12 protein-coding genes are annotated in these 13,272 nt (G+C 52.6%); 4 read left to right on the plus strand and 8 right to left on the minus strand.

All coding sequences use genetic code 11. The features are described 5' to 3' along the window. Position 1 precedes the first annotated feature (1 nt). On the minus strand, positions 2-697 hold the full coding sequence (locus tag PBOR_RS32610) for a TorD/DmsD family molecular chaperone (protein WP_042218147.1): 696 nt from the start codon (positions 695-697) through the stop codon (positions 2-4). A gap of 383 nt (positions 698-1,080) precedes the next feature. On the opposite strand from PBOR_RS32610, the gene moaA reads away from it, so the two are divergent. Next, positions 1,081-2,082 carry a GTP 3',8-cyclase MoaA gene (gene moaA / locus PBOR_RS32615; protein WP_042218149.1) on the plus strand — a complete coding sequence of 334 codons (1,002 nt, stop codon included), beginning with the start codon at positions 1,081-1,083 and terminating at the stop codon, positions 2,080-2,082. Between the two features lie 104 nt (positions 2,083-2,186). Here the strand turns inward: moaA and PBOR_RS32620 are convergent, their stop codons facing one another. The 4 genes from PBOR_RS32620 to PBOR_RS32635 all read right to left on the minus strand — a co-directional run bounded on the left by PBOR_RS32620 (position 2,187) and on the right by PBOR_RS32635 (position 6,240). Further along, the gene (locus PBOR_RS32620; protein WP_052429742.1) at positions 2,187-3,509 is read right to left on the minus strand and encodes a helix-turn-helix domain-containing protein; all 1,323 of its coding nucleotides are present in this window, start codon (positions 3,507-3,509) and stop codon (positions 2,187-2,189) included. 86 nt (positions 3,510-3,595) lie between these two features. Then, positions 3,596-3,775: an aspartyl-phosphate phosphatase Spo0E family protein gene (locus PBOR_RS32625; protein ID WP_042218151.1), complete on the minus strand. Its 180-nt coding sequence runs from the start codon at positions 3,773-3,775 to the stop codon at positions 3,596-3,598. Between the two features lie 284 nt (positions 3,776-4,059). Beyond that, positions 4,060-5,451, minus strand: coding sequence for a helix-turn-helix domain-containing protein (locus PBOR_RS32630; RefSeq protein WP_245647966.1), 1,392 nt, complete (start codon positions 5,449-5,451; stop codon positions 4,060-4,062). 177 nt (positions 5,452-5,628) lie between these two features. Next, a complete protein-coding gene (locus tag PBOR_RS32635; RefSeq protein WP_042220185.1) occupies positions 5,629-6,240 on the minus strand; it encodes a LysE/ArgO family amino acid transporter in 612 nt (203 codons plus the stop codon). 214 nt (positions 6,241-6,454) lie between these two features. On the opposite strand from PBOR_RS32635, the gene PBOR_RS32640 reads away from it, so the two are divergent. The 3 genes from PBOR_RS32640 (at position 6,455) to PBOR_RS32650 (ending at position 9,530) form a co-directional block, all read left to right on the plus strand. Beyond that, on the plus strand, positions 6,455-8,059 hold the full coding sequence (locus PBOR_RS32640) for an aminotransferase-like domain-containing protein (RefSeq protein ID WP_342671098.1): 1,605 nt from the start codon (positions 6,455-6,457) through the stop codon (positions 8,057-8,059). Positions 8,060-8,167: 108 nt separating this feature from the next. Then, positions 8,168-8,767: a TetR/AcrR family transcriptional regulator gene (locus PBOR_RS32645; protein ID WP_042218152.1), complete on the plus strand. Its 600-nt coding sequence runs from the start codon at positions 8,168-8,170 to the stop codon at positions 8,765-8,767. Positions 8,768-8,786: 19 nt separating this feature from the next. Continuing rightward, positions 8,787-9,530 (plus strand): SDR family oxidoreductase, encoded by a 744-nt coding sequence (locus PBOR_RS32650; RefSeq protein WP_042218154.1) that lies wholly within the window; start codon positions 8,787-8,789, stop codon positions 9,528-9,530. On the opposite strand, the gene PBOR_RS32655 is transcribed toward PBOR_RS32650, so the two are convergent. The 3 genes from PBOR_RS32655 to PBOR_RS32665 are packed head-to-tail and all read right to left on the minus strand — an operon-like array spanning position 9,523 to position 13,059. Next, entirely contained in the window at positions 9,523-10,590 is a 1,068-nt protein-coding gene (locus PBOR_RS32655) for a sensor histidine kinase (protein WP_245647967.1), read from the minus strand. The genes PBOR_RS32650 and PBOR_RS32655 overlap by 8 nt on opposite strands. After that, complete coding sequence (locus tag PBOR_RS32660; protein WP_042218156.1) at positions 10,587-11,264, minus strand: response regulator transcription factor; 678 nt, start codon at positions 11,262-11,264, stop codon at positions 10,587-10,589. The genes PBOR_RS32655 and PBOR_RS32660 overlap by 4 nt, the downstream gene beginning before the upstream one ends. Then, positions 11,194-13,059, minus strand: coding sequence for an ABC transporter ATP-binding protein (locus tag PBOR_RS32665; RefSeq protein ID WP_042218158.1), 1,866 nt, complete (start codon positions 13,057-13,059; stop codon positions 11,194-11,196). Before PBOR_RS32665 ends, PBOR_RS32660 begins: the two co-directional genes overlap by 71 nt. Between the last annotated feature and the right edge of the window lie 213 nt (positions 13,060-13,272).

Below are 13,272 nucleotides of genomic sequence, written 5' to 3' on the forward strand. Positions count from 1 at the left end.
ATTACGCCATTGCCGCCGCGCTGCTCTCCAGCGAGGCCTTCCAGGCACGCAGCATATGCAGATCCTGCGGCAGGAATTCCTCCAGCATATGGCTGAGTCCAAGATAGAGCGGGCTGTCGGTTGCAGCATTCAGCCGTTCACAGAACTGCGGGGTCCATTTCAGCAGATGCTCTTCGAGGAAGTTCTCCTGGATCTCCAGAAGCTCCATTGCACTGCGGATGGAGAAGCTGTTGTACAGCATCCGTTCATGCAGGACTGCCATGAATTCCAGTTCTATAGCGATATGGTCATCAGCTTCACCGCTGCACTTCTTGAACACAATTCCTGCCGCAGCATACACATCAGAGATCACGTTACAGAACTCTTCCTCACGGCCTAACTGTGCTGCTTCCCGGGCCACAAAGGTGCTGGCTGCACGCTCGTTCATCAGCCGTTTATATTCGAGCTTCTCTTTCTCGCAGATGGCCGGAAGCATCGCAGGCTCCTGGCTGCACAGATAACGTTTCAGTTCGCGTCCGCCTTCGGTCATCTCCGCCGCGACGCTCATCTCGCGGTTACGGCTCCACTGGGCGACCAGTGAGAGCGATGGTTTTCTTCCGTAGAAATCAACCAGAAGCTGATATATTAATCCCCGACTCTCCAGCCAGCGGCTACAAACCTCCGGCACGACAAGTGATGGAACTGTAGGTATAGTCATTTTGCAAATCCTCCCTATTGGTTTGCCGGACGCCGGGGCATCCTGAAGGCTGCCGCCTAATCATTCCGGTATCATAGCTGTGTTCTTCGCAAAAGTGAAAGGTTATAAAGTTTGAATCTTCCGCACCTAAATTATATCGAAATTGTTAAGCGCTTTCGGTGAGCATTCTATGACCATTCCCTGAAATTGTCGTACTTTTGTCAAAATTAGGCTGCGCCTTTCATCATCTGTCACATATTATTTAGGTTGTCCGTTTATTGTGCCGGATACATTCCCTCCTCTTCATAATTGCTGGTGGGGTCAGCTGAAGCCCTGAACATTGACGCAGAGGAATGAAATCTTTAAAATTTAAAATAAAACGCAACAGGTGAAGGAGTAGTGCCATGGAGCCGCTGACCGATCCTTTTGGACGGATACATGATTACATCCGCATTTCGGTTACAGACCGCTGCAACCTGCGCTGTATTTATTGTATGCCTGCGGAAGGAATGCAATTCCAGCCGCAGGACGAGATTATGAATTATGAGGAAATTACCGCTGTAGTGGAAGCACTTGCGCCGCTGGGTCTGCGGAAGGTCCGGCTGACCGGCGGTGAACCGCTGGTCCGTAAGGATCTGGAGAAGCTGGTATCCATGATCTCCGCTATACCCGGTATTGAAGATATATCGTTGACTACGAATGGTCTGATGCTTCCGGCCAAAGCCGCTGCCCTGAAGCAGGCAGGCTTGTCACGGGTGAACATCAGCCTGGACTCCCTGCGCCAGGACCGGTTCTCCATGATCACCCGCGGCGGCGATGTCGCCAAAGTGCTGAAGGGGATTGAAGCCGCCGAAGCGGCCGGCCTGTCACCGATCAAGCTGAATGTTGTGCTGATGAAGGGCATTAACGATGATGAGATCAAGGACTTTATCGCCCTGACGCTGAACAGCCCGCTGAATGTACGTTTCATTGAATATATGCCGATCGGCAGCGCAAGCGATGCCTGGCGGCAGACCTATCTCCCGCTCGAAACGGTAGTGGAAGCCTGCAATGAAGCAGGCTGGACTACCGAAGAAGCCGATATGCCTTCCGGGAATGGACCCTCACAGAACCGGCGTGTTACCGGAGCGAAAGGAACCTTCGGACTGATCCATCCGGTGAGCGAGCATTTCTGCGATAACTGCAACCGGCTGCGCCTCACCGCCGACGGCAATATCAAAGCCTGCCTTTACTGGGAGGATGAATACAATGTGCGTCCACTGATAAGTGATCCTGCTGCGGTGCAGGCTCTTTTCCGCCAAGCGCTCGGCAACAAGCCGCATAATCATGAAATGGCGCTCGCCCTGGAGCGTAAAGCGCAGAGCCATACGCCTACCGCCCGCCGCATGTCACAGATCGGCGGCTAACCGCAGGCGGCATTACCGGTTGAACAAATAAACGGCTGAGATTCCCCGGAGGGGTTCTCAGCCGTTTTGCATGAATATACAAAGGGAATGCTTCTCCTAAATCCTCAGCCGAGTTTAGTGATATCCGAAATCGATATCTCAAAATCCACGGATAATGTGCCCCGGATCACATTATGCTCATTATCTATTTTGGCGGACAGGTCCACGCCTTGCATGATTACATCATCGCCTTTATAACGTCTGCGGGCCAGATAATAGGTTGCCAGCTCGCGGCGAAACTGGGTATGACTGTCTTTCAGCATCAGTATATTGCGTTCACCAAAGACGCTGGAATATTTGCGGTAAGGGATATAATCGGCGAATCTCTGCAGAATATGATCCACATCCCACTTGTACCGGTTGGCCGATTCAATAATTTTGAATAGTGCTGTAAAGATCTCATTTTCCCGGGTGGAAATGTATTCCACGTACTCGTCCAGTACTTCGATCTGTCCGTCCAACAAGCGATAGAGATAAGTATTGGCCGTTCCCCATTCCTGATATTGGGCGATAATTCGCTTTGCTTCCTCAGTGTCTTCCCGTATCCAGCTTCCATCCATGTATAAGGGTATAATCTCCAGTGCAGACTTATAAGCCCCGCACTGCTCTAATACATAGGCACGAAGTAGCTGGGCGTATAAAATATATGCATATAATGGTCTTTTGTGTACCTGTCCATTATTTGTCATACGGCCTGACTCTCTATGCAGCTCATACAGATGAGAAGCAATGCTGAGCATTTCCTCGGCAAGCTCGCCCACCTTCTGCCACTTATGAAGTGAAGCATACGTATCAGCCAGCTGCTTCAACGCATCCAGTTGATTGACCTCGTCCAGCCTGCCCACATAACCTTCACATAAAGTAGCTGCAATTAAATTTTTGTGTTGATCATCGCTGAGACCAATTAAGAACAAACGATATTGACAGAGCGCCAGACGCTCGGAATGCTGGTATTTCTCGCTGGCTCCCACATTTTCATAGATTAATGCTGCCGCCTGCCAGCTCTTTTGCTCAAATAATTCCTCGGCGACCTCAAACAGCAGCGGCACATAGAGAAGATTATCCAGCAAATTCTGTACAATCCGCTCAATACAGTCCAGACGTGACAGCGCCGCACATTGCAGCAAGAACGGCCTCAGCCGCCGCCAGGTTGGTGCCGAATCATACAGACATTCATCCACATACTTACTGTAAAAGTAGTCCTCAGGAAGTCCCATTCCGTGCGTTACACGAATCAGATGATTCATCGCCAAGGCCTGCTGACCCTTCATCACCCGGCTGAGTGTACCGGAATGTATCCCGCTGATTACAGCGAACTGATTAATGGACATATGATGCTCCGAGAGATAGGCGGCTATTTCATCCCGGATTTTGACTGTATGTTCCACAGTATTAACCACCCTTTTCACACGCTTATCCATAGAATATTAGATCTAACTTCGCTGTTGTTTCACTTCATCTCGTCAGATACTGCTTAAGCAGGCGGCCTTTTCTTCATCCGGTAGGTATTATCATAAGAATTAAGCAGTTCATCCAGCACTACGGATTGCCGTAGTACCTCAGGATGACATAAACCGCCATATTGGACTTGCAACTGATGAAGCTTGCTTCTGGCTCTCTCAATACGAATTCTGACACTTGCCGGACTATACATAAGAATCCCGCCTCCTTATGCAATATTATAGATTTTTATGTAAAAATACAAAATATTGGACTGATTGCATTATCTGTTAAAGTGAATATATTGACAAGCTCTGGCGAGATAGGAGTTATACATAAAAAAGACGTCCCTGCATTAGCAGAAGACGCCGAAGATGTACTATATAACTACAGCTGCTCATTCAGCCCCCTGGACCATGTCCCATTGTTTCAATCAATTGTTGTTGTATAGGTTTACCCACTATGTCTGATACAGGCAGAGTAATCAGTACAACAACACTACACGAGGCTAGCATTAATAGGAGTTTTCTTTTCATTTGCATCCCGTACCTCTCTGATTAGGATTTTGTATTGCCTCTGCTCATCTTCTCCAGCAATATGCCTGTTCTGCTCGAATAGATCAACACATTTGAAGATGATGCTCTCGTTGTTAAGCTTAGATGATGATTCCAAACCTTCCAAGATATATCCAATGCCTTCACTTCGCTTATTCCGCAGATAATAGACTCCCAGTTCAACAAGAAATCTGGCGTGTTGGTCAGCCTTAATCTGCTGATTGTACACTCCGAGCTCAGTGAGATGTATCCTATAGGGCATGTAATCAGAGAAACGTTCTAAAATAGAATCTACATTCCAGTTATATAAGTTTGCAGATTTGACGATATAAAATAAAGCTGTGAAGATCTCCCCTTGTTGCGTTGAAATATAGTTAACATAATCAGCTAACACCTCTGACTGTCCATCCAGTAAGCGGTACAAATAAGTATTAGCCTTGCCCCATTCCTGGAATTGCGCTACAGTCCTCTTCACTTCCTCACTTTCTTCATGGATCCAATTTACGTCCGAATATAAAGGTACAAGTTCAAGAGCCGCTTTGTAATCCCCACATTCATCGTATGCATTCGAACGCATTAGATGGGCATACAATATATAAAAACAAAAAGGTCTTTCTCCGCTCTTCACCATCTCTTTATGTTTCGAGCGACAATAAAGATCATATTGAATTGTAGCAAGCCGAAGTAATTCAAGAGCAAGCTCATTTACTTTACTCCATAATTGCAGTGAGTAGTAGACATCCATCAAATGCTTCAAAGCATCCAGCTGATCTGCCTCATCCAAACGCGGGATGTAGCTCTCAAACAGAGTAGCTGCGCGCAGGTTCGTGCTCTGATCATCTCCAAGTGCAATCTGGAACAGGCGGTATTGGCACATAGCCAGCCGTTCGGAGTACTGGTATTTCTCGCTGGCGCTTACATTCTCGTAGAGCAGTGCTGCCCCCGGCCAATGCCCCTGCTGGAACAATCCTTCAGCTACTTCGAACAACATTGGAACATAGGTCAGATTATCCAGCAGATTATGTACCAGAAGCTCGATACAGTCCATGCGCCCAAGCTCTGCACACTTTACAATAAAAGGGCGAAGCCGCCGCCAAGTCGGTGCCGAACGATAGAAACACTCGTCCACATACAAACTGTAAAAATAGTCCTCGCTCACCCCCATTCCTGCAGTAATTAACTCCAGATGGCTCATGGCAATCGGCTGATGACCATTAATAATCCGGCTGAGTGTTCCGGAATTAATGCCGGATCTTATGGCAAACTGATTGATGGACAACTCATGCTCTGATAAATAGTCCAATAGCTGATCTCGAATCGTGGCTGCAGGCTCCAAGGAAACACCACCTTTCCCGAATTCCATAATTTAGAATTTTGTGTTTATATCTGTATAGTAGGCGATTATATTCCAATGGTCAATAGACTAGATTCAGATAAAGTATGAATGTGTGAAGTTTTCGAAACAGTTTGGCAACCGGTTTGCCGAATCGGGCTCTGCAGAGCTAAATTTACGTTAAAAGCTCCGCCACAGCTGTATTCCCATGTAGACGGCGATCGCCCAGATTAATAGTGCTGAAGCGGTATTCAGCCCTTTAATCACCTTACCGGTGGCATCCAGCCTGCCGAGCAGGCGGCCCGCAGCGGCAAGGCTCAGGAACCAGATCCAGGAGACGGCCACCGTAGCCGCCGCGAAGGCCCAGCGCACCGTACCGTCGTATTGCAGTGAGCTCGTACCGATGACGCCCACCGTATCCAGCAGCGCGTGCGGATTCAGGAGAGAAACCGACAGCGCGTAGAGCATCTGTCCCTTCGGAGAGAGGCGCCCCGCCTCTTCCTGCGCCGGAGCAGAGCGCCAGATTCTCCAGCCCATGAAGCAGAGAAACAGGATTCCCGCACCATATATAAAGGGTGTGACCCAGTGCAGCGATAGAATGACCAGAGAAACACCGCCTACTGCTGCGGTTATAAGCAGCGTATCGCATACCGCTGCCGTCAGAACTACAGGCAGCACACTGCGAAATCTCGCGTGCTGGGCTCCTTGATTGAATACGAATATATTCTGCACGCCCAGCGGCAGAATAAGCCCGAAGGCCAGAATGATTCCATGTACAATGGCTTCCGTCATAACTTCTTCCTCCTTCATATAAGCTGTGATGCTTCCGGATGAACAAGCCTCCACAGCTTCTTGCTTCTTCCCGGTTGACGCATTCTGATCGTACTCTGGTGCAGGGGCTGCCGTATCCATCCAAATTGTCCGGCACATACCCAACCAAGATTAATAGAAGACGATGTATCATGGTAAACTTAAGGAAAGAAACCACAAAAGAGGAGCCGGTCCCTTGACACATCATCATCCCCCAGATCATCCAGACTTAAGCGCTGCCGGTCCTTCCGGTCATCCTGAAGTACCCGCACCTGCAACCCCTGAAAAGGAACCGGACGGTTCACTCCCTGTCCTGCAAGGCACATGGAAGCCGGACCCGGCTTCTCAGCTGCCGCTTCATAGTCAGATATCCTCCTACTTCCTCGCCAAGATCAGCAGCGGGGCCTGGCCTCCCGGGATGCGGCTGGCTCCGCAGCGTGAGCTCTGCCGCATGCTCGGTGTTAACCGCAGCACGGTGGTCACGGCGCTGGGCCAGCTTACAGCGCTGGGTCTGATTGAAGGCAGACGCGGCGGCGGGACCGTAGTAGTAGCGGATGCACGTTCCGCCATCCGGCCCGCCGGTGAATCCAACGTGGTCACAGCTCCGGCAGAACCGGAGCGCCGGGGCAACTGGAATGATTATGTGGAGGAGGGGATTCACTATCCCAACCTGCCTACAGTACAGGATATCAACCGGCTCGAATATGAGCCGGGTCTGATCCGCCTCGGCACCGGCGAGCCTGCGCCGGAGCTGTTGCCCGGCGCAGCGATGAACCGGGTGCTGGCCGGACTCTCGCAGCGGATTCTTCCACCGCTCTCTTATGAGGAACCGCTCGGCAATCCGGCGCTGCGGGCTGCGGTCAGCCGGATGCTGGCCCGCAGCGGCATTGCAGCCGACCCCGCCTCCATTCTGATCACCTCCGGGGCACTTCAGGGACTCCAGCTTATTGCTCTGGGCCTTCTGCCGCGCGGCTCATCGATTCTGCTGGAGAAGCCGTCCTATCTGTATTCGATCCATGCCTTTCAGTCTGCCGGGGTGAAATTCAGCGGACTGCCCATGGACGGACGCGGGCTGATCCCGGAGCTTCTTACGGCTGAGGCTGTCCGCAGCAAGGCGGCGATGCTCTACAGTATCCCGTCCTTTCACAATCCTACCGGGATTCTGATGGATGCCGGGCGGCGGCGGGAGCTTATGCAGGTCACAGGCAGCCTCGGGCTGCCTATTCTCGAGGATGGCGCCTATCAGGAGCTGTGGCTGGATGCACCGCCTCCGCTGCCGCTGAAGGCGCTGGACCGCGAGGGCAGAGTGCTGCATCTGGGTACCCTGTCCAAAGCAGCCAGCCCCGGCCTGCGCATCGGCTGGATTGTCGGCCCGGAGCCGGTAGTCCGGCGGCTGGCCGATATCAAAATGCAGAGTGATTACGGCGCAAGCTCCCTGTCACAGCTGGCCGCCGCCAGCTGGCTTGAGGGCGGCTATCATGAGGAGCATCTGCAGGTGCTGCGCAGCAGACTCCGGGAGCGCCGAGATCTTATGCTGGAGCTGCTGCAGCTTCATTGTGCCGGACTGGCAACCTGGAGCGTACCGGCAGGCGGATTCTACATCTGGCTGTCCCTCCTGCATCCTATGCCTCCGCGCAAGCTGTTCACCGCAGCCCTGCGCGCCGGACTGCTGCTGAATACAGGTGATCTGTACGACCGCAGTGACCGCGGGCATCTCAGACTGTCCTACGCTTACGCTTCTCCGGCAGAACTGGAGCGCGGAATCACCCTGCTGGCAAATTTAATCAGGGAAGTTCCATGAATAACACGAATAGCCGGAAACAAATAGCGCAGAACAAATGACAAAAATAATTATTTGTCATTTGTTCTGCGCTATGTTATGCTTCATGCACAGGAAGGGGAAATACCCGTGAATAAAACAGGCTCTTTTTTGAGCAAGACAGAAATCCTTAATGCAGCTGAACAAACGCTGCGCAAATACGGGCCGGACAAGGCTTCGGTCACTGATGTAGCGAAGCTGCTGGGCGTAAGCCATGGAACCCTGTACCGGCACTTCCCCAGCAAGGCTGCACTGCGGGAGGCGGTAACGGAACGGTGGCTGGAGGAGATGATTGTAGCTCCGCTAACTGAAATTGCCGCGATACCCACAACCAATGCCTTGAGGCAGCTTAGAGATTATATCGCTAAGCTCGTAGAGCTTAAGCAGCATCATGCCGCACAGGACAGCGAGATGTTCAAAATGTATGCAGCCGTTACTGAAGAATCGGCAGCGCTTGTTGAAGTCCACATCCTGAAGCTTCTCGATCACATTGCCCTTCTCATTGCCCGGGGCATAGAACAAGGATTTATATCAGGGGAAATTCCGGCGGCAGTACAGGCACGTTCAGTCCTCTATGGCACCGCACGCTATCACCATCCGGCACACGCCTACGAGTGGCGCAGCCCCGGCGTCCGGGAGGAATTCACCCGGCTCTGGGCGCTGCTGGAAAGAGGATTATCCGTACATTAAATTCAAGGAGGAACTAATAATGACACAACCATTGCAAGGCAAGGTAGCTATTGTTACCGGATCATCAAGAGGAATCGGGCGGAGTGTTGCTGAGCGGCTGGCGGAGCAGGGAGCTTCTGTCATCATCAACTATTCGAGCAGTCCCGCCCAGGCGGATGAGGTAGTGCAGGCCATCCAGGCGGGCGGCGGAACAGCGGCAGCCCTGCAGGCAGACATCAGCAAGCCGGCCCAAATTGAACAGCTGTTCAAGGATACCAAGGCGCTCTACGGGAAGATCGATATCGTGGTCAACAATGCGGGGATTATGATGAATTCCCTGATCGGAGAAGCTACTGAGGAGCAATTCGACAAGCAGTTCGCCATCAACGTTAAAGGCACCTACTTCTCCTGCCAGCAGGCCTTCTATCACCTGGAGCAGGGCGGGCGTATCATTAACTTCTCCACTTCCGTCAACGGACAGATGTTCCCGGCCTACAGCATTTATGCCGGCACCAAAGGTGCGGTTGAACAATTCACCCGCCAGCTTGCCAAGGAATTCGGCAGCAAAGGAATCACCATCAATGCCGTAGCTCCGGGACCTGTTGCCACAGAATTGTTCCTGGAGGGCAAATCCGAAGCCGTGCTGGAAGGACTGAAGAAGGGCAATGCCTTCGGACGCCTGGGCCAGCCGGAGGATATTGCCGGCGTGGTCAGCTTCCTGGCCGGAGAAGGCTCCGGCTGGATTACCGGCCAGACCCTCCGCGTTAATGGCGGATTTATCTGACTTGCAGAGGTAAACGCACGATTGAAGCCGTCCCCTCACCGGGACGGCTTGTTACATGTATGCTGCCTTCGTGAAGCTCGACGATTTTCTTCACCAGCGGCAGCCCCAGTCCGCTCCCCCCGCCGCTGCTGACGCTTCTGGATTTATCCACTTTATAGAACCGTTCGAAGATCCGCTCCAGCTCCTCTTCGGCAATGCCGATGCCGCTGTCTCTAACCTCTACCTCAATCCACTCCTCTATGATGCGCAAAGAGACGGTAATCCGCCCGTCCTGCGGGGTGAATTTGATGCTGTTATGCAGCAGGTTAGTCCATACCTGACTCAGCAAGTCTTTTACCGCAACCACAGTGGTTTCCGCAAGCTCTGCCTCTACCTCAATATCCTTGCCGAGCCACTGCGGCTCAGAAGCCAGGATCATCTCTTGCAGCTGCTTATCCAGCCGGTAGGGCTTCCGCTCGAACGGGAAGCTCTCTGCCTCCAGCGCCGACAGCTTCAGCAGATTGTCACTCAGGCCGGACAGGCGGCGGCTCTCCGCTTCAATGATATTCAGATAATGCCTGCGGCTCTCCGGGCTCAGGCTGTCATTCTGCAGCGCAGCGGCAAACCCCCGGATCGAGGTCAGCGGCGACTGGATCTCATGCGATACGTTCGAGATGAAATCCTGGCGCAACGTCTCCATCCGGCTAAGCTCGTTAGCCATTTCGTTAATCCCCTCAACAATACCGCCAAACTGCCGGTACTGTTTGCTGTTCTCCAGTTCAATCTTGAAATTCCCCTGGGAAATCTGCCGCATGGCCGTCAGGATTGGCATATAGAATCTCCGATCCTGTCCCCGGGTAGCGAACGCTATGGTGCCTGCCACAATGAAAAAGATAATAATCTGCAATGTCATCACAAACAAGTGATACCCGTATTCAGAGAAAGACCAGCCGAAATGGCGGACCAGCAGCCTTGATCCGAAATAGCTTCCGTTCCAGGAGATAAAGAGCATCGTCAATATGCCGAATATAGGCACAATCACATTAATCTTCTTCCAGAGTTTGCTGATCCTGCTCATCATACTCCCCCCTCCAGCCGATAGCCAAGGCCGCGGATCGTACGGATCGAGAATCCGAATTTCTCACGGGGAAAGCGCTCGCGCAGACGGCCTACATGCACATCCAGCGTCCGCTCATTGCCTTCAAAGTCATAACCCCAGATCTCTTCAATCAGCCGGTCGCGTGTCAGCGTCTGCCCCGGATAGCTGGCCAGCTTGAACAGCAGTTCAAATTCTTTAAGCGGCAGGGTAATCTCGCCATGGTCGGACAGGGTCTCATAGGTTCTGCGGTTCATCCGCAGGTTCCCGACCGTTACGCTCTGGGCCGCAGAGATCTGATACCGCTTCAGCAGCGCCTTCACTCTGGCAACCAGGACAGGCGGCTCAAACGGCTTAACCAGATAGTCATCTGTGCCGAGCTCGAAGCCTTTCACAATCTGCGAGGTTTCCCCTTTGGCCGTCAGCATCAGGATCGGGAAGTCATAGTGCTTGCGCAGCTCCCGGCACAGCTCCCAGCCGTCCATATTCGGCATCATGACATCAATAATCGCCAGATCAGCGCTGGTCTCTTCCAGCAGATGCAGCGCCTCCAGACCATCGGAGGCACTCAGGACCTCTTCCAGGCCTTCAGCTCTCAGAAAGACTCCCACCAATTCGCGGATATGCGGATCGTCGTCCACTACCAGTATTTTGGCCATAGCCTCTAGCCCCCTCCTCTATAACGGTGCCCGGAAGCTCCGGCGTATTCATCTGCAGCTGCTGCTCAGCAAATTCACGGTACAGCTCATGATCCCGCAGCAGCTCTTCATGTGTCCCCTTCCCGGTAATCCGGCCCTTCTCCATGAAAATAATCTGATCCGCATTTACCACCGTAGCCAGTCTATGGGCAATAACAATTGTCGTCCGGCCCTGCATCAGATTGCCCAGCGCCTTCTGTACCACAGCCTCCGACTGACTATCCAGACTGGAGGTTGCCTCGTCGAGCATAAGGATCTTCGGATCGCGCAGCAGCGCTCTGGCGATGGCAATCCGCTGCCGCTGCCCGCCCGACAGCTTCACTCCGCGTTCGCCGACATCTGTATTGTATCCGTCCGGAAGCTCCGCAATGAAGCCGTCTGCGTAAGCCATAGCCGCAGCTGCCTGCAGCTCTTCCTTGCTGATCTCGCGGTCCAGTCCATACCCGAGATTCTCGGCAATCGTTCCGGCCAGCAGCGGACTTTCCTGCGAGACATAACCGATCCGCTTACGCCAGGATTTCAGGGAGAACATCGACACCGGCTTGCCGTTCATCCGGATGACTCCGCTCTGGGGCTCATAGAACCGTTCCAGCAGCGAGAACAAGGTCGTTTTACCGCCGCCGCTTGGTCCGACAATCGCTGTCACCTGGCCCGGCAGCATCGTGAAGCTTACCTTGTTCAGCACCTTCTCGCCCGTTTTGTATCCGAAACTGAGGTCTTCCACATCGATTGGGCCTTCCTCGCCGGTAGCCTCTTCTACACCCTCATATACCTCTTCCTCTGCCGCAAGCGTCTCAATAATCCGTTCCGAGGCTCCTTTAGCTTTCTGGAGCTGGGTGAAGAATTGCGTCAGCTGCGTCAGCGGCATAATAATCTGGATCAGATACAGAATGAAGGCCACCAGCTCACCGGCGGTCAGAACCCCCGAGGACACCTGCATTCCGCCATAGCCGATAATCACCACTAGCAGCATCATGAAGACGAAGGAGACCAGCGGGCTGATCATCGCGCTGATTTTACCCTCACGAATGCCGAAGGACAGCAGATTCATAATTCCGCTGCGTCCGGCCTCATATTCCTTCTGCTCGGCTCCGGAGGATTTGACCAGCCGGATTTCAGACAATACACCGCTAAGTGTAGCAGTGAAGGAGGCTGTCTCATCTTGTGTGCCTTTCGATATTTTGTACATCTGCCGGCCCAGCGGCACCAGAATCAGCGCCGACAGCGGGAGGACCGTGAACAACACGAGCGTCATCTTCCAGTTCAGGAAGAGCAGCACAGAGATTGAGCCGACAATGGAGATCACGCCGGTAAAGAGGCTGGCCAGATGCTCCGAGATCAGCGTCTTGAGAATCCCCGTGTCATTGGTCATCCGGCTGACGCTTTCGCCAGTCCGGTTCTCATTGTAGTAGGACACAGGCAGCACAAGGAATTTGCGCCACAGCCGGTCACGCAGTCCGGCGACAACCTTTTGCCCGACGGCATTCAGCAGATAAATCGAGACCCCGCCGGCAATGGTCTGTGCAATGAAAGCTCCGGCAATCCCGGCAATCTGCAGCCTGCTGACGGAGGCCAGTGAGAAACCGTCGACCAGATTCTTCGTGAACATGGGGATAACGAGACCCACAAGGGTCGAAATCATGCTGAGGCCAAGGGCCAGCGCCAGCAGCATGTAGGATGGTTTGGTTTCGTGCAGCAGCTTCAGGAATGGCTTCATTGCCGCCCCCTGCTTCTGCGGTGCTTGAGTGTTCTTCATGGTTAATCCCCTTTTCCGGCGGATAGTTGTCAGTTGCAGCTAATGTCCGCTTCCGCCTTCAACCCTAGAATAACTGTGCTTTGTAAACTGAAGTTAAACGATAGCCTGATCTGGTCCGGACGGATTCAGGCCAGCTTTCTTCATCTTTGCCAGAATCTTTACCATTGATTTGTAGTTCCCTATAAAAGTTGGTTTGTATCCCTTTTCAACAAA

Source organism: Paenibacillus borealis, assembly GCF_000758665.1.
Taxonomy (GTDB): Bacteria; Bacillota; Bacilli; order Paenibacillales; family Paenibacillaceae; genus Paenibacillus_AQ; species Paenibacillus_AQ borealis.

What these genes read in the sequence shown, in the direction of transcription:
- PBOR_RS32635 (WP_042220185.1), bottom strand. Translation starts at nt 6,240, where the DNA reads ATGACGGAAGCCATTGTACATGGAATCATTCTGGCCTTCGGGCTTATT.
- moaA (WP_042218149.1), top strand. Translation starts at nt 1,081, where the DNA reads ATGGAGCCGCTGACCGATCCTTTTGGACGGATACATGATTACATCCGC.
- PBOR_RS32650 (WP_042218154.1), top strand. Translation starts at nt 8,787, where the DNA reads ATGACACAACCATTGCAAGGCAAGGTAGCTATTGTTACCGGATCATCA.
- PBOR_RS32660 (WP_042218156.1), bottom strand. Translation starts at nt 11,264, where the DNA reads ATGGCCAAAATACTGGTAGTGGACGACGATCCGCATATCCGCGAATTG.
- PBOR_RS32655 (WP_245647967.1), bottom strand. Translation starts at nt 10,590, where the DNA reads ATGATGAGCAGGATCAGCAAACTCTGGAAGAAGATTAATGTGATTGTG.
- PBOR_RS32625 (WP_042218151.1), bottom strand. Translation starts at nt 3,775, where the DNA reads ATGTATAGTCCGGCAAGTGTCAGAATTCGTATTGAGAGAGCCAGAAGC.
- PBOR_RS32665 (WP_042218158.1), bottom strand. Translation starts at nt 13,059, where the DNA reads ATGAAGAACACTCAAGCACCGCAGAAGCAGGGGGCGGCAATGAAGCCA.
- PBOR_RS32610 (WP_042218147.1), bottom strand. Translation starts at nt 697, where the DNA reads ATGACTATACCTACAGTTCCATCACTTGTCGTGCCGGAGGTTTGTAGC.